General features: G+C 70.2%; 12 protein-coding genes. 4 read left to right on the forward strand and 8 right to left on the reverse strand.

Annotation, left to right across the window (positions count from 1 at the left end):
- Nucleotides 1-277: 277 nt before the first annotated feature.
- The gene (gene cynS, locus ACLBWX_RS06935) at nt 278-766 is read left to right on the forward strand and encodes a cyanase (RefSeq protein ID WP_447676340.1); all 489 of its coding nucleotides are present in this window, start codon (nt 278-280) and stop codon (nt 764-766) included.
- 165 nt (nt 767-931) lie between these two features.
- Here the strand turns inward: cynS and ACLBWX_RS06940 are convergent, their stop codons facing one another.
- From ACLBWX_RS06940 to ACLBWX_RS06965, 6 genes are all read right to left on the reverse strand, one after another.
- The gene (locus tag ACLBWX_RS06940; RefSeq protein WP_447676341.1) at nt 932-2,041 is read right to left on the reverse strand and encodes an aldo/keto reductase; all 1,110 of its coding nucleotides are present in this window, start codon (nt 2,039-2,041) and stop codon (nt 932-934) included.
- A 48-nt stretch (nt 2,042-2,089) separates the two neighbouring features.
- Entirely contained in the window at nt 2,090-2,791 is a 702-nt protein-coding gene (gene larB, locus ACLBWX_RS06945) for a nickel pincer cofactor biosynthesis protein LarB (protein WP_447676342.1), read from the reverse strand.
- Nucleotides 2,788-3,615 carry an adenine nucleotide alpha hydrolase gene (locus ACLBWX_RS06950; RefSeq protein ID WP_447676343.1) on the reverse strand — a complete coding sequence of 276 codons (828 nt, stop codon included), beginning with the start codon at nt 3,613-3,615 and terminating at the stop codon, nt 2,788-2,790. Before ACLBWX_RS06950 ends, larB begins: the two co-directional genes overlap by 4 nt.
- Complete coding sequence (locus ACLBWX_RS06955) at nt 3,612-4,916, reverse strand: LarC family nickel insertion protein (protein WP_447676344.1); 1,305 nt, start codon at nt 4,914-4,916, stop codon at nt 3,612-3,614. Before ACLBWX_RS06955 ends, ACLBWX_RS06950 begins: the two co-directional genes overlap by 4 nt.
- 110 nt (nt 4,917-5,026) lie before the next feature.
- Entirely contained in the window at nt 5,027-5,479 is a 453-nt protein-coding gene (locus ACLBWX_RS06960) for a response regulator (RefSeq protein ID WP_447676345.1), read from the reverse strand.
- Nucleotides 5,476-6,567: a sensor histidine kinase gene (locus ACLBWX_RS06965; protein ID WP_447676346.1), complete on the reverse strand. Its 1,092-nt coding sequence runs from the start codon at nt 6,565-6,567 to the stop codon at nt 5,476-5,478. The genes ACLBWX_RS06960 and ACLBWX_RS06965 overlap by 4 nt, the downstream gene beginning before the upstream one ends.
- Nucleotides 6,568-6,907: 340 nt before the next feature.
- Here ACLBWX_RS06965 and ACLBWX_RS06970 point away from each other — a divergent pair, with 340 nt between their 5' ends.
- Together ACLBWX_RS06970 and ACLBWX_RS06975 are read left to right on the forward strand one after the other, a co-directional pair.
- Nucleotides 6,908-9,331, forward strand: a complete 2,424-nt coding sequence (locus tag ACLBWX_RS06970) for a PAS domain S-box protein (RefSeq protein WP_447676347.1) — start codon at nt 6,908-6,910, stop codon at nt 9,329-9,331.
- A gap of 137 nt (nt 9,332-9,468) precedes the next feature.
- The gene (locus ACLBWX_RS06975; protein WP_447676348.1) at nt 9,469-9,672 is read left to right on the forward strand and encodes a ribosome modulation factor; all 204 of its coding nucleotides are present in this window, start codon (nt 9,469-9,471) and stop codon (nt 9,670-9,672) included.
- A gap of 42 nt (nt 9,673-9,714) precedes the next feature.
- Here ACLBWX_RS06975 and ACLBWX_RS06980 read toward each other — a convergent pair whose 3' ends face one another.
- Nucleotides 9,715-10,503, reverse strand: a complete 789-nt coding sequence (locus ACLBWX_RS06980) for a Crp/Fnr family transcriptional regulator (RefSeq protein WP_447676349.1) — start codon at nt 10,501-10,503, stop codon at nt 9,715-9,717.
- Nucleotides 10,504-11,471: 968 nt separating this feature from the next.
- Between ACLBWX_RS06980 and ACLBWX_RS06985 the strand changes: the two genes are divergently transcribed.
- Nucleotides 11,472-11,945 carry a cupin domain-containing protein gene (locus tag ACLBWX_RS06985; RefSeq protein WP_447676350.1) on the forward strand — a complete coding sequence of 158 codons (474 nt, stop codon included), beginning with the start codon at nt 11,472-11,474 and terminating at the stop codon, nt 11,943-11,945.
- A 10-nt stretch (nt 11,946-11,955) separates the two neighbouring features.
- On the opposite strand, the gene ACLBWX_RS06990 is transcribed toward ACLBWX_RS06985, so the two are convergent.
- Nucleotides 11,956-15,411, reverse strand: coding sequence for an SbcC/MukB-like Walker B domain-containing protein (locus tag ACLBWX_RS06990; protein ID WP_447676351.1), 3,456 nt, complete (start codon nt 15,409-15,411; stop codon nt 11,956-11,958).
- Nucleotides 15,412-15,422: the final 11 nt, after the last annotated feature.

Below are 15,422 nucleotides of genomic sequence, written 5' to 3' on the forward strand. Positions count from 1 at the left end.
GGTTCGCGAGCGCGTGTCCTCGACGCCGGGTCGCCCGTCTCGGGAAACGTCGCCACGGGGCGACGATGGAGGCCGAGCGCGGCGGGCCGGCCCGCGTCGGACCGATCCACACGACCGGCTGGGCATTCCGACGCCGCCGCCGACGCGGCGGGATCGGCCGGCCTGCGTGCCGCCCGGATCGACCGGGCCGATTCCCACCTTGGCGGAACCGCGAAACGGCACCAGTCCTGCTTGCCTGTGCGACGCGTTCTTTCAATTCGCCACGGAGACCCCAGGCATGAAGCGCGAAGACCTCACCGAGAAGCTCCTCGACATCAAGCGCGAGAAGGGCTGGACCTGGAAGTACATCCAGGAGGAGATCGGCGGCATTTCTCCGATCCTGATCACCGCTGCCTGCATGGGGCAGATGAAGCTGCCCAAGGCCCAGGCCGCCAAGGCCGCCGCGCTGTTCGGTCTCTCGCCGTCCGAGGAGCGGATGCTGAACGAGGCGCCCTTCCGCGGCTCGATCGCCCAGATGCCGCCCACGGACCCGCTGATCTACCGGTTCTACGAACTGGTGATGGTCTACGGCACCACCTGGAAGGAGCTGATCCAGGAGGAGTTCGGGGACGGCATCATGTCGGCCATCGACTTCAACATGACCATGGAACGCGAGCCCAACAACAAGGGCGACCGGGTGAAGATGAACCTCTCGGGCAAGTTCCTGCCGTACAAGTACTACGGCAACGAGGAGGGCGTGCCGGAATACGGCTTCAAGGAAGGCTGACCGGCCTGCCGGCGCGCGTCGCCGGCAGTTTCACGTTCCGCAGCACCTGCGTTCCTGGATCCCGGGCTCCGCTGCGCGGACCCGGGATGACGTGGGGCGGCCTGAGATCCCCCGGAAGAGTCCTCGGCTGATTCGCACCCATCGGCGCGAAGAGCCCGTCCGCGATCACTCCATCGTCGGGGCGAGCGTCTTCACGCTCTCGACGTCCTCGCCGAGCCAGGCCGCGTTCTTGGCCGTGCCGTCGAAGGTGGCGGAGGTCTTGAACAGCTCGTACTTGCCCTGGAGCGCGTAGGGCTTGCTGCGCTCCAGGAGCTCGGCCACCGTCGCCTTGTCCATCGGTCGATAGGTCTTCACCGCCTCGAAGGCCTGGTCGAGGTCGCGCTGGCTCTCGATGCCGGTGATCACGACGCTGGTCGGCAGGTTCAGGCAGAAGTGAAGGTATTCGAGCGGCTTGATCGGTGCCTCGCTCTTGAGGATGACCCCGTCGCCGAAGGTCTTCATGCCCAGGGCCGCGATGCCGTGCTGCACGAGATAGGGCAGCACGAGGTGCCCGAACGAGCGGAAATGCGCGTCCATCACGTTGAGCGGCATCTGCACGGCGTCGAACTGGAAGCCGCGCTCCTGCGCGACCTCGAGCATCTGCAGGTGGATGCGCGGATCCTTGTGGCCGGTGAAGCCGATGTAGCGCAGCTTGCCGGCCTTCTTCGCCTCGACGAAGGCCTCCATGGCGCCACCCTCGGCGAAGACCCGGTCCGGATCGTCGTAGCGCAGGATCTCGTGGTGCTGCACGAGGTCGATGCGGTCGGTGCGCAGGCGCCTGAGGGATTCGTCGATCTGGCGCATCGCCTCCTGCTTGGTGCGCCCGTCCATCTTGGACATCAGGAAGACCTTGTCGCGGTAGCCGCCCTGCGCGAGGGCGGCGCCCATGCGCAGCTCCGAGCGGCCCCCGTTGTAGTCCCAGCAATTGTCCATGAACGTGATGCCGCGATCGACGCCGGCCTGGATGAGGCGGGTCGCCTCGTCGTCGGAGACCGCGTTCTTGCCCAGGTGGAAGCCCCCCATCCCGATCGCCGAGATCTTCTCGTCGTGGCGGCCGAACGGGCGGTAGAGCATCTCGCCCCGGCGCTCGCCGGGATCGGTGCGCAGCGGCAGGTCGGCCGGGTCCTTCGGCCGGGTATCGGGCAGGCCGGGGGCGGTCTCGGCCGCGCCGGCGCTGCTGGTGGCGGCGAGGCCGGCGCCGGCGGCGGCGCCCTGAAGGAAGCTGCGGCGTTCCATGTCTGGTCTCCGGTGTGACGGGGGGTGGAGCGAAACGGGCGCGGCATGTCAGGCCCGCCGCCCGTCGTCGGACGGGGCCTCCGCGAGGGCCCGCGCGGCCTGGAGCAGGCGCATCGCCGCGCAGGCGGCCCCGTAGCCGTTGTCGATGTTGACCACGGTGATGCCGGGGGCGCAGCTCGCCAGCACGGCGTCGAGGGCGGTGCGGCCGCCCTCCGCCACCCCGTAGCCGACGGAGGTCGGCACCGCGATCAGGGCGCTGGCGACGAGGCCGCCGACGACGCTGGGCAGGGCCGCATCCATGCCGGCGGCCACGATGAGGATCGGGTGGGCGCGGATCGCGTCGAGCCGCCGGGTCAGGCGCCAGAGCCCCGCGACCCCGACATCGGCGAAGAGGGTCGTGGGGTGTCCCTGGTAGGCCAGGGTCCGTTCGGCCTCGCGGGCGACCGGAACGTCGGAGGTACCGGCGGCGACGATGCCGATCCGGGCCGGCCCGGCCAGCGGCCGGGCGTGGCCGAAGATCGCGGTGCGCGAGACCGCGCAATAGTCGATCCCCGCGCGGTGCCGCTCGGCGAGGGCCGCGTGCTTGTCGGCGTCGAGGCGCGTCAGCAGCAGCCGAGCACCGCGCGCGGCGGCGGCATCCAGGATCGCGTCGATCTGTAACGGCGACTTGCCGGCGGCGTAGATCGCCTCCTCGAGGCCGATCCGCTCGGGCCGGGCGAAGTCGAGGACGAACTCGTCGGCGACGCTCATCGGGCCGCTCCCGTCAGGAAGGCGCTGCCGGTGCGGTAGGCCATGAAGCGCACCGGAGCCTCCGGCAGGTTCGGAGGCGCACCGGCCCGGATCTCCGCCGCCAGGACGCTCCGGCGCGAAACGTCGAGCGCCGCGAGGCTGTCGGGATCGAGCTCCACCACGATCCCGGCGGCGCGGACACGGCAGCGCACGGCGCGCCTCGGACCGGGCGCAGCGTCGAGGGTGCGGCTCACCAGGCCCTCGACGGCGTGGATGAAGGCGAGGGTCTCGGGCTCGATCCGGATTCCGGTCTCGACCCGGCTCGACAGGCAGGGCGCCGCAGGGAGCTCCGCCACCGCCCCGAGGCCGAGGTCGCGGGCGAGCGCCCGCACCGCAGCCTTGTCCAGCCCGGCTTCCACGTAGGGATGGCGCACGCCGTGCATGCGTGCGGCGTCGAGGCCCGGCCGGTACTCGCCGAGATCGTCCAGATTGGCCCCCGACACCATGGTCCGGTCGGTGACGCGGCGGATGGTGCCGTAGAGGTTGGTCTTGCAGAAGAAGCAGCGGTTGACCGGATTGGCGCGGTAGTTCGGATCGGCGAACTCGCCGGCCTCGACCACGCGCAGGGACCAGCCCGCCCGGGCGGCCACGTCCCGCACCCGCAGCGTCGCCTCCGCGGGCACGGCCGGCGAGGCCGCGTGCACCATCAGCGCCCGGTCGGCCCCGAGGAGGCGATGGGCGGTCTCGGCGAGGGTCAGGCTGTCAACGCCGCCGCTGACCGCGACCGCGAGCGGCCCGATCTCCCGAAGGGCATCGTTCAGACGCGACCGGGGATCGCGGCTCATGCCGCGCCTCCGTCCGCGGAATCCGCCTGCAGCGCCAACGCCTCGGCCGCGCGACGCAGGCCGGCGCGGGTGGCGTGGGTCTCCTGCGCGACCGCATCGTCGGCCTCCGCCTTGGCGGTGCGCCCGCCCGGCCGGTCGACCACCTTCACCCGCACGGGCCGGCCCTCGACCGTGACCGTGTGCATCCGGCGCGGCAGGGCGGCGCCCGAGACGATGCGGTGGCGCAGGCCGATCGTGGTGGTCTCGCGGAAGCAGGCCGCCACCGCCGCGTCGAGGGCACCGGCGCGGGCGAGCGCCCGGACATGGGTCATCATCCGCCCCTTCTTGCCGAAGACCGGCATCTGCACGACGTCGAAGATGTCGGGATGGGCGCGCAGGCGGTCGAGGCCCATGCCGAGATCCTCCGCCGACTGGTCGTCCACCTCGAACTCGATCACGCCGAGGTCGCGGTGCTCGCCGCTCCCGCGCGCCGCCACAGGCTCGTAGACCAGGACGCGCAGGCAGTTGCTCAGGCCGGGCAGGACCTTGGTGCCGAAGCCGATGCCCGAGCCCGTCAGCACCCGCGGCGCGGCGGCGCGCGGCGGCGCGACGTCCCGCAGATGGCGCAGGATCGCGGCTCCGGTGGGGGTCACCCGCTCGCCCGGCACGCCGTCGTCCAGGGTCTCGAAGCCTTCGAGGAGGAGGCTGGTGGCGGGTGCGGGCACCGGCAGCGGCCCGTGCTGGGTCCGGACCCGGCCCGAGCCGAGGGGGAGCGCCGACACGCTCCAGGCCTCGGCGTCGAGGGCCGCGATCAGGTGGGCGGCCGCCACGATGTCGGCGATCGAATCCCAGGCGCCGACCTCGTGGAAGGCGACGAACGCCACGGCGATGCCGTGGACCCGCGCCTCGGCCTCGGCGAGGCGGGTGAAGATGCCGATGGCGTGGCTCCGCACGGCCGGATCGAGGGGGGCCGCCTCCAGCTCCGCACGGATGCGCGACCAGGGCCGGTGGCCATGCGCCGCCGGGGCGTCGCCGTGGTGATGCCCGTGCGCGGATTCGTGCTCATGCGCATGTCCGTGATCGGAGTGCCGATGGGGGTGAGCGGCCTCGGCGCGGACGTCCTCCGTCCCGCGGCGCGCCACGCGGAAGCGCCGGCCGGCCAGGATGCCGTCGTTGTGACGGACGAGTTCGCAGCACACCTCCGGCAGGGCGGCGCGGATGCTGTCCAGCACCCCGGCTTCCCGGTCGGGAAAGGCGTCGAGGAGCGCGGCGGCGAACATGTCGCCGGCGATGCCGCCGAGGGCGTCGAGATGGATCTGCATGCGCGTTCGCGTTCGTCGTCCCGTCACCGCAGGGAGCGAACGCGACATCGTCCGGAAAGGTCCGGCGGCAAGCGCCCGGGCGCGGAGACCGAAGGCCGCAGCGGCCGCGCTCAGTCCGCCCGCATCTGCTGCGGGCCGCCGGTCCCGGTTCCTGGCAAGCAGCCGCAGTCCAGGGGCCGGCCGCCGGCCTTGGTCGGCAGGGTCTCGCAGGTGACGAGATGCCGGAGCAGCTGCTCCATCTGCGCGATCTGGTAGGGCTTCTGCATCACCGGCACGGACCCATAGGCCGGCTCGATGCCGGACAGCCCGTAGCCGGTGGCGAAGATGAACGGTATCCGGCGCTCGAAGAGGACGTCGGCCACGGGGTAGCTGAAGGCCTCGCCGAGGTTCACGTCGAGGATCGCCATGTCGATGTCGGCCGCGCGCGCCAGGGCCACCGCCTTGTCGAGCCGCATGGCGATCTCGACCTCGCAGCCGAGGTCGAGCAGCATGTCCTCGCCGAGCATCGCGACCAGGCTCTCGTCCTCGACCAGCAGTACGCGTCGTCCCCCGAGATCGATCATCGTGCGCCCCGCCCCGCCACTAGGTCCTGGCCGTGCCAGCCGAGGGCCGTCAGCGGGATGCACAGGTGACAGGTCACGCCGGTGGGCGCGAAGGCGAGGGTCGCGGTGCCGTCGAATTCCATCGGCAGCTGCCGCTCGATCAGGCGGCTGCCGAAGCCCTTCCGCGTCGGCTCCGTGACGGGCGGCCCACCGGTCTCCGTCCAGACGAGGTCGAGCCGCTCGCCCGCACCGGCCGGCTCCAGGGTCCAGGACAGGCCGACCCGTCCCTCGGGGACCGAGAGCGCGCCGTACTTCGCCGCGTTCGTCATGAGCTCGTGCAGCGCCATCGCGAGGGTCACGGCGACCTTGGGGTGCAGGCGTGTATCGGGGCCGACGAGATCGAAGCGGGCGGTATCCACCTCCGCCAGGGCATGGGGCGCCAGCGCCCCCTCGACCACGCTGCGCAGGTTCGCGCTCTCCCAGTTCTGCGCGGTCAGAACGTTGTGGGTGTTCGACAGGGCGACCATGCGGGCGTCGAAGGTCTGGCGCGTAACCGGGTCGGTCTTGCCCCGGAACGTCTGCGCGGCGATCGACTGGACCGTCGCCAGGGTGTTCTTGACCCGGTGGTTCAATTCGTTGGTGAGCAGGCGCTGGCGCTCGGCCGCCGCCTTCTCCTCGGTGATGTCGCGGACCTCGATGATCGTGCCGATGATCCGGGCCTCGTCGTCGCGGATCGGGCTCGCGGTGAAGCCGACCGGATAGAAATGCCCGTCCTTGTGGACGAAGACTTCCTCGCCGCGCTCCTGATTGTTCTCCGGGAAGGCCCGGTCGATCGCGCATTCGGCGAGCGGGAAGGGCCGCCCGTCCGGATAGGTGTGGTGGACGATGTCGTGGAGCGCGCAGTCGCGGGCGAGCACCTCGGTCAGGCTGAAACCGGTGAGGAGTTCCGCCGCCCGGTTCATGTAGACGCAGTGCTGGCGGTCATCCATCAGGAAGATCGCCACCGAGGCGTTGTTCAGGACCGCGTTGAGGCGTCGCTCGGTCTCGTGAAGCTGCGAGCCGCGTCGCAGGGTGGGCAGGGTGGTCGTGGTCGTATCGAACGTCTGCATCGGTCCAAGGCTCGGCACGAACGATCGTTTCTCGGAAATGGACAGCGCGGAAGCTGGCCGTGACGGTTCAGCGGCGGTGCACGTCGCATATCGCAGGGCGGGGACCTCATCCTGCAGGCATCAGGTCCGCAAGCATGGGTCCACAGAGACGGGTCAGCGATCGGCGCCTACCGCAATCCACGGTTCGGGCATTGGTTCCGATCCCGCCGCGCTCATCCCGGACGCGCGTCATCGACGGGCCGCCGGGCGTCGGGTAGGGAAGCGTCACGCGGCGCGAATCACGCCGGGGGCAAGGTGCCCCCCGGCGCGAACGCCTCCGCCGAGGGTGAAACGGGGGCTCATGGACGACGCGCTCGAACGGCTTCGTCTGAAGGAACAGGCGCTCGAAGCGGACATCGCGGCGCTGCGGGCGCAGCGCGACGCCCTGGTCCGCTCGCCCGATCCGGGGCAGCGAACCTCGGCCGCGAGCGCCGACCTCCTGTTCACGGCGGCCGAGAAGACGCGCATGCCGATGATCATCACCGACCCGAACCTGCCCGATAACCCGATCGTCTTCGCCAACCGGGCGTTCCAGGACCTGTGCGGCTACGGGACCGAGGAGCTGCTCGGGCGCAACTGTCGCTTCCTCCAGGGCAGCGGCACCGATCCCGCCGAGGTCGCCCGGGTCCGCGACGCCATCGCGGCCCGGCGCGACGTGGTGGTGGAGATCGTCAACTATCACCGGGACGGCAGCGCGTTCCGCAACGAGCTCTACATCAGCCCGGTCTACGACCCGGACGGCCGGCTGACCTACTTCTTCGCCAGCCAGCTCGACGTCACCCGGTTCCGCACCGAAGAGGGCAAGCTCGCCGAGAGCGAAGCCCGCTACCGGACGCTGTTCGACGCCATCGATGCCGGGTTCTGCATCGTCGAGATGCGCTTCGATGCCGGCGGCCGGCCGGTCGACTACCGGTTCCTGGAAGTGAACCCGGCCTTCGAGCGCCAGGCGGGCCTCGGCGACGTGGTCGGCTGCTGGGTCAGCCAGGTCATACCGAACCTCGAGCCGCGCTGGCTGGAGACCTACGGCGAGGTCGCCCTCACGGGCCGGCCCGCACGGTTCGAGAGCGGCGCCGTCGCCCTCGGGCGGTGGTTCGACGTCCATGCCCTGCGGGTCGGCGAACCCGTCCAGCACCGGGTGGCGATCCTCTTCAACGACATCACCGGTCGGCGCGAGGCCGAGACGCTGCTGCGGACGACGGCGCGGGACCGGACCGCCGAGCGCGACCTCGTCTGGCGCGCCAGCCGCGACCTTCTGGTGGTCTGCGGGTTCGACGGCATCTATCGCGCCGTGAATCCGGCCTGGTCCGAGATGCTGGGCTGGCCGGCGGACCTCCTCGTCGGAGCCCGCTTCGACGACTTCCTCCATCCGGACGACGTTCCGGCCGCGACCGCCGCGTTGACGCGCCTGACCGAGGGCGGCGTCCTCGACAACCTGGACGTCCGCATGCGGACGGCGGACGGCGACCTGCGCTGGGTGTCGTGGAACGCGATCCCGCAAGGCGACCATTTCTACGGCGCCGGCCGCGACGTGACCGAGCGCAAGGCGCTCGAGGATCAGCTGCGCCAATCGCAGAAGCTGGAGGCGGTGGGCCAGCTCACCGGCGGCGTCGCCCACGACTTCAACAATCTCCTCACGGTCATCAAGTCGTCCACCGACCTCCTCAAACGGCCCGACCTGCCGGAGGAACGCCGCCAACGCTACATCGGGGCGATCTCCGACACGGTCTCGCGCGCCGCCAAGCTCACCGGCCAGCTCCTCGCCTTCGCGCGCCGGCAGGCCCTGAGCCCGGAGGTCTTCGACGTGGCGCGCGGGGTCGCCTCGGTGGCGGACATGGTCGGCACCCTCACGGGCGCCAGGATCCGGGTGGAGACCGAGGTCGATCCGGGGCTCGCCGCCGACGGCACGCCGCTGACCTGCCTCGTCGATGCCGATCCGAGCCAGTTCGACACCGCCCTCGTCAACATGGTGGTGAATGCCCGTGATGCGATGGACGGCGAGGGCCGGCTCCGGATCAGCGTGAGCCGGGCCCGCGCGATCCCGGCCGTGCGGGCGCATCCGCGGGTGCGCGGCGACTTCGTCGCGGTCTCGGTCTCGGATACGGGGTCGGGCATCGCACCCGAGGTGCTGGAGCGGATCTTCGAGCCGTTCTTCACCACCAAGGGCGTCGGCCAGGGCACCGGTCTCGGCCTGTCCCAGGTCTTCGGCTTCGCCAAGCAGTCCGGCGGCGAGGTCGTGGTGGAGAGCGTCCTGGGGCGCGGCACGACCTTCACCCTGTTCCTGCCCCGCGTCCGGGGCGCGATGCCGCCGCAGGCGGTCCTGTCGGAGCCGGCTTCCCTGGCCGATGGACATGGGACCCGGGTGCTGGTGGTCGAGGACAACCTCGAGGTCGGCGCCTTCGCCACCCAGGCGCTTCAGGAACTCGGCTACGTCACCCGCTGGGTCACCGATGCCGAGCAGGCCCTGCAGGTGCTGGAACCGGCGGAGCGCGCCTTCGACGTGGTCTTCTCGGACGTGGTGATGCCGGGCATGAACGGGATCGATCTCGGACAGGCGATCCGGAACCGCCATCCCGAGCTGCCGGTGGTCCTCGCCTCCGGCTACAGCCACGTCATCGCCGAGCGGGGGACGCACGGGTTCGAGCTGCTGCGCAAGCCCTATTCGGTGGAGGACCTCTCCCGCATCCTGCGCCGGGCCGTGGCACAGGGCCACCGCGGCGACGCGTGAGGGCGTCGGCCTGATCGCGGCCCTGCGACCCCGCCGGGATGAACCCGAGCGACGGGCTCCGGGTTGACCCGCGACACGGCGGCGCGACGGACCGGTCCTCGGTCCCGTCGCGCCGCGCAACCATCGGGACATCAGACATGAGCGACGGCGCCACCGCGAGCGACAGCCCCTTCATCAAGGGCCGGAATGCCCGCCTCTACGGCAGGCAGCGCGAGAGCTGCCCCTATGCCGAGGGAAGCGAGGACCGGGCGGCCTGGATCCAGGCCTTCGACGAGGCCTCGGACGACCGCCCGGTAACCGAGACCGGAACCATCGACCCCCAGACCGCCGAGAAGCCCTGACCCGCTTCGATGGGCCGGGGCGGCCGCAGGCCCCGGCTCGACTCAGCCGTTGAGGATCCGCCGCTCGGCCTGTAGGTAGCTCGGGCTGAACTCCGCCAGTGCCCTGAGGCGTTCCCAGTCGAGAATGGTCAGCCGCCTGCCGGAGAGTGCGATGAGGCGCTGCTTGCGCAGCGCCTGCAGCGACCGATTGACGTGCACGTTCGACAATCCGACCGTCACGGCGATGTCGGTCTGCGTCACCGGCAGGTCGTAGGTCATGCCCCTCACCAATCCGACGCCGCTCAGGCGCAGGTGCAGTTCGCAGAACAGGTGCGCGATGCGTTCCAGAGCGGTCCGGCACCCGATGTTGACGATCCACTCGCGCAAGGTCGCTTCGTTGATCAGGATGCACATCCGAAGCGCCTGGCGGACGGCCGGATGTTGCCGCACGACCGCCTGCAGCGCCTCCGAGGGCACCCGCGCGACCCGGCAGGGCGAGAGCGTGCTGATGGTGTTATCCATCCGGTTGATCAGGCCGGTCTCCAGCCTGCAGTGATCGCCCGGCAGGAGATAGGCGGTGATCTGGCGCGCGCCGTTCTGACGGAACTGGTTGCGGCAGGCGAACCCCCTGAGAACGACCAGGACCCCGTCCGCCGGCTCGCCCTCGCGCAGGATGTCGGTATGGGCCGGATAATCCTTGGCCGTCGCCACCAGGCGCGAGATCGCGTTGCGCGCCTCCGCCGAGAAGTCCTGGAAGGCTTCGAGCTTCTGCAGCAGTGCCGAGGCCGGCGCTTCCACTGCCGGGAGGACGGGGCGATCTTCGACCGCCGGATTTCTGAGGACCTGCACCATCTCAACCATTCCGGAGCGCCATGTCGTCGAGGGCGCCGACGAAGCCCGAGGGCATTGCGGATTTCGCCGGCCATGGACCGCCGGAGGCCTTTCGCGTCACGGGGCCGTCCCTGAGGCGCGGTTCGACACCGGGGCGGTTGCCCGACCCCTGCAGCGCTTCAGAGAAATCGGCGGCGACGGTTTCGCCGGCCTGCAAGATCAGCAGCTGTGGCGGTCCATCTCTATCCATGAAACGCCTCCTCGATGTCAGACACCGACCGATTCCACCCTGAACGGCGCTTCAAATAAGACCTCAAACATCAATCGACGCAAGTGCAGCTTCTGATCCCGGTTTGTATGAATTCACGCGATGAACTTCGGTGTGATACCTGACAGTTCAGCTTCGGATCCGATTGGTGGACGCATCCCGGGATAGACTGTCGGCCGTGCGCTTGCCGGGCGGATCGGCGCGGTCGCGACTGTCCCACATCGTTCGGCCTCCGTCGCCGGGTGACCGGGTGAGCCGGAGTACGATCCCACGGGCACGCGGAATCGCCTGCCATGCGCTCAGGGACCCGAGGCGTCCGCACGCCATTCGGCGTGGATCGCGTGTCTCTCTCGCCGCGAACGGATTCGCGCCGATGCCCCGCGGAGAACCGTGGCACGCAGCAGCGGATGGAGTTCGGAGCGAGCGGCATTGCCGATCGAGATCGGCCTCGCCCTGCCGGGCCTCGAAAATCCCGTGACCTCGACACGTGCTCGTGGTCGACCGACGCGGGATTCGCCCACCTTCAGCGGCCTCCGCGCCAGCGGATCGCCGGGCAGATAATCCGTCATTCGGTCTCGATATTCGCGCCTTGGTTTATAAAATTCCGCTTCAAGAGATTAATAACCGTTCTATACAGATAACCCGAGCCTTCTGCAGCGCAAACTTGCCATTTGCGGTCTCATCCGCAACCCTGGATCGATCAGGACATTGAGGACTTGGAATGGAAATCGCCCGTTTACTTCATGCCTTCGCAGGCCCCTTGATGGCCCTCGCGGGAACGATGCCATCCTGGCGTCGACCGTCCGCGCCACCGCCGCTCCTCGCGGGTCCGATGGAGCGGACGCATGATTTTCCGGCCGTCCAGCCCCAAGAAACGCCTTACTGGCCGGAGCGGTCTCACATCCTCTCGGGCAAGCCGGAGCAGACTGCGACCTATATCTACAAAAGCCCCGATGGCTTGTTCGCGGCCGGAATCTGGACCTGTCAGCCGGGCAAGTTCCGCATCGACTTCGGGCGGGCGGAGTTCATCCAGCTGATCGAGGGCGTGGTCACGGTCACCGACGCGGACGGCGTGTCGAAGACTTACCGGGCCGGCGACGCCTTCGTGACGCCCGCTGGATTTTCCGGCACCTGGGACGTGATCGAGCCGGTCAAGAAGCACTTCACCTGGTACGGCGCCGAGCCGGTCTGGTAGCGCGGTTGTCCTACTCGGCGGCGTCGATGATCCGGAAGCCCTCGATGCCCTGGCGCTCGGGATTGATCGCGGCCAGCGCCCGCTTGGCGGCCTCCAGCGGGTGCTCCGCCTCGATCCGTACAGAGGTCAGGTCGGGACTCTTGTAGACGGTGACGATGGTGTCCATCACCTCGGTCAGCGTCGTGCGCTTGTCCTCCGGCGCCGCGATGAGGAGTTGCAGGCCCCACGCCTGGTAGAGGTCCACCAGGGCCTGGCTGTTGCGCACGTCGAGCTTGGAGAACGCCTCATCCAGAAGGCAGAGGCCCAGTCCCGGGTTCTCGTCTCCAGGCCGGTCGCCCGGATAGTAGACCGAGGCGAGCGAAGCGGCGATGGCGACGTAGAACGGCGCCTGCGCCTCGCCGCCGGACCCGCGCAGGGCGCGGTTCGACATCGTGGTGCGGTTGCCAGCCCGATCGCGCATCCCGATCTCGTAGACGAAATAGTTGCGGTAATCGGCGAGCCGCGCCGCACTTTCGTCCCCGGCGATCAGGGCCGTGATCTCGTCGATGGCAGCGGAGAGCGGGCCGTCGGGGATCGCGCCGCCCTCGTCCGGCAGGATCGCCTGGGCGGCGTCCGGCGAGCGCGCGACCTCGGTCGCCAGGGCGTGGACGGCGGCGTAGCGACGGTCCACCTCCGCCTCGAAGGCGTAGGTCTGCCCGGTGAAGGTCTGGCTCGACAGGCGCTCGTTCAGGGCATCGAGGCGCGCGCGGACGCGCTCGAACTTGTCGGCGAGCCGGGTCAACAAATCCTCGATCATCAGGCGGCGCATCTCGTTCTCGGCCCGCCGCGCCTGGTCGCGGTACCGGCGCAGTTCGTGTCCCGCCACCTCGTCATGGGCGCGCTGCGCCCAGCCGTAACCGAAGGAGGCCGGCGCATCGCCGGCACCGAGCGGATTCTCGATACGCCACTGAACGCAGTACTCGGCGAGATCCCGCTCCGCGGCACGTCCCTGGGTTCGAGCCGTCTCAGCCGCTTCGCGAGCCCCCGCGCGCGCCGTGCTGGCGAGGTTCGCCAACGCCTTCGCATCCAGATCCGCCCGCTCCGCACGGAACCCGGTCAGCGCCTGCGGACCGAAGGCGTCCGGACGGACGAGGCGGATGCGCATGCTGTCTCCGCCGGTCCAGCGCCGGTAGGCGGTCCGGCGCGCCTGCAGCGCGGCTCGGGCCGCCTCACGGCTCGATGCCACCTTGGCCTTCAAGCCGGCCTCCTCGCCGAGGAGCAGATCGCGCTTCGGCTCCAGCACCTGGACGAGTTCGGTGAGGTAGGCCGAGCGCTCCTTGACGAGTTCGACGAGTTCCGCTTCCAGGACGCCGGTTTCGGCGCGCTCGACGCTTTCCCGCTCCGTGGTCAGGCTGCGGCGCCGGCCCTCGATGGCGTCCGCCTCGGCGCGCAGTTCGGCGAGATCGAGGCTGGTCTCGGACAGGCGACGGGCCAGAGCGGCGGCGATCCGCGAGGCTTCGCGCAGGACGTCCGCTTCTGCCCGTGCCCGGCGCGCCTCGGCCGCCGCCTGTTCCCAATCCTGGCGGCTTTCTGCCGTGGGCCCGCGATGTCCGTGCGTCATCATCAGTTGGACGGGACGAACCACGGAATAGGCCATCCCCGAAGTCGAGCGCCCGCTCGGGGCCACGGCGCGGCTCATATGAGCGAGCGCCGCATCGCTCGGGGCGAGGTCATAGCCGCCGAGGCGTGCGCCGAGGAAGGCCTGGGCGTGCGGATCCGCCGTCTCGATCAGCGCGAGGGGGCCCTCGTCGTCGCGCCCGCCGCGGCGTCGGGCCGTATCCGTCGTCTTCACGAGCAGGCAGCGATAGAACTGGCTCTTGCGCGCTTCGAGGTAAGCGAAGGCCTCGCTGAGCCGGTCGGGTTGCACCACCAGCGCCTCCCGTGCGGCGCCGAGAAGGCCCTCCAGAGCCTGCCCCCACGTCGGATCGGTGATTTCGGCGAGTTCGCAGATCGGGGTCGCGACGATGCCGCGGCTCGCCAGTTCCTCGCGAAACGCCGCGACGTCGGTGGACAGGCGCGGCGCCGAACTCCGACCCGTGCTCGGTGCCGGAGCCCGGGACTGCGCCTCGTTCTCCAGGGACCGGGCGCGCAAGGCCGCGTCCTCGGCTGTCCGTTCGAGGGGCGTCGCGATCTGGGGCATTCCCGCAAGTCCGCCGATGAGCGCCGCAAGTGGGCCATCCGAGCGCAGGGTTTCCTCAGGATTGGCCTCCCGCCGCAGACCGGACCGGGCGCAGGCCTCCACCAGGCGGGCTGCCTCGGGCGAAACCTTGCGGATCTCGCCGACGATCACCACAAGCTTGCCGGCGTCGAGAACGATGCCGACCAGTTCGCCGACCCGAGCGGCGAGGTCGCGTCGGTCGCGGGCCAGCATGGCGAGACCGGCATTGGAGGCGGCGAGCCGACCCTCGGCGGCGGTACCTGCCAAGAGCGCCTTCTTGCCGGCGATCTCGCCGTCGATCTCGCGGACGAAGCCCTGGCTCGTGGTGACGCTCTCCCGGGCGATTCGCAGGCGCTCGGCGACGTCCCTGAGGGCTTGGCGCGCGGTGACATTGTCGAGGATACGACGCCGCAGGTCGGCATCCGCGGCGCGCAACTCGCCGAGGACCGAGGCGAGACTTGCCTCCGCCCAGGTTTCGTAGCGCCCGAGAATGCGGGCAAGATGGGACAGGCGCCGCTCAAGCTCCTCGATGGTCTCGAGGAGGCGCCGCCAGGTTTCCACAGACTGGCGGATGCGCGCGACGTCGAGGGGCTCGGGCTCGAGCACGAAGGAGCGCACGAAGGCCGAGGAATCGAAGATCGGCTTGAAGGCGACCGCGTTGGAGAAGGTGCGCAGGAAATGGCGCGGCTCCGGCACCGCGGCCCCCTCGCGCAGCATGCCGAGGAGTTCGGCGGTGAAGCGCTCGCCCGACGCCCGGTACTCGTCGAAGGTCTCGCCGCGGGTCCGCAGATCCTTGGCGATCTCGGCCCAGGGCGCGACGAAGCTGCCACCCGGCGCCTCGCGGACGTAGTCGGCGATTTCGAAGCGGTGTCCGACATGGACGAAGCGCGACAGCGTGGTCTCCCGGCCATCCTCCGCTCGCGCCGCCAGGGCGAGCCCGGCCGAGACGACCCGGCCTGTCGTTTCGTTCTCGAAGACGAGGACGATCAGGGTTTCACAGGCCTCGCGCGTGGGACGCCCACCCTCTGCCGGGTCGCTGATCCAGCCGAGGCAATAATCCCGCACCGTACGGGCGCTGCGCCCGGAGGCCGAGGCGTTCAGGGCGAGCCGGCTCGCATTGTTGCCGGCGAGCACCGTGCCGACCGCGTCGAAGATCGTCGACTTGCCGGCGCCCGTGGGTCCCACCAGCGCAGCCGCGCCCCGAATCCGGATCTGCTCGCGGCGGATCAGGTACCAATTCGAGAGAACGATGTCGGTTAGGCGGTACACGGCCGGTGCTG

It is taken from the genome of Methylobacterium sp. M6A4_1b, assembly GCF_053345175.1.

What these genes read in the sequence shown, in the direction of transcription:
- ACLBWX_RS06940 (WP_447676341.1), bottom strand. Translation starts at nt 2,041, where the DNA reads ATGGAACGCCGCAGCTTCCTTCAGGGCGCCGCCGCCGGCGCCGGCCTC.
- ACLBWX_RS06970 (WP_447676347.1), top strand. Translation starts at nt 6,908, where the DNA reads ATGGACGACGCGCTCGAACGGCTTCGTCTGAAGGAACAGGCGCTCGAA.
- ACLBWX_RS06985 (WP_447676350.1), top strand. Translation starts at nt 11,472, where the DNA reads ATGGAAATCGCCCGTTTACTTCATGCCTTCGCAGGCCCCTTGATGGCC.
- larB (WP_447676342.1), bottom strand. Translation starts at nt 2,791, where the DNA reads ATGAGCGTCGCCGACGAGTTCGTCCTCGACTTCGCCCGGCCCGAGCGG.
- ACLBWX_RS06955 (WP_447676344.1), bottom strand. Translation starts at nt 4,916, where the DNA reads ATGCAGATCCATCTCGACGCCCTCGGCGGCATCGCCGGCGACATGTTC.
- ACLBWX_RS06975 (WP_447676348.1), top strand. Translation starts at nt 9,469, where the DNA reads ATGAGCGACGGCGCCACCGCGAGCGACAGCCCCTTCATCAAGGGCCGG.
- ACLBWX_RS06980 (WP_447676349.1), bottom strand. Translation starts at nt 10,503, where the DNA reads ATGGTGCAGGTCCTCAGAAATCCGGCGGTCGAAGATCGCCCCGTCCTC.
- cynS (WP_447676340.1), top strand. Translation starts at nt 278, where the DNA reads ATGAAGCGCGAAGACCTCACCGAGAAGCTCCTCGACATCAAGCGCGAG.
- ACLBWX_RS06965 (WP_447676346.1), bottom strand. Translation starts at nt 6,567, where the DNA reads ATGCAGACGTTCGATACGACCACGACCACCCTGCCCACCCTGCGACGC.
- ACLBWX_RS06950 (WP_447676343.1), bottom strand. Translation starts at nt 3,615, where the DNA reads ATGAGCCGCGATCCCCGGTCGCGTCTGAACGATGCCCTTCGGGAGATC.
- ACLBWX_RS06960 (WP_447676345.1), bottom strand. Translation starts at nt 5,479, where the DNA reads ATGATCGATCTCGGGGGACGACGCGTACTGCTGGTCGAGGACGAGAGC.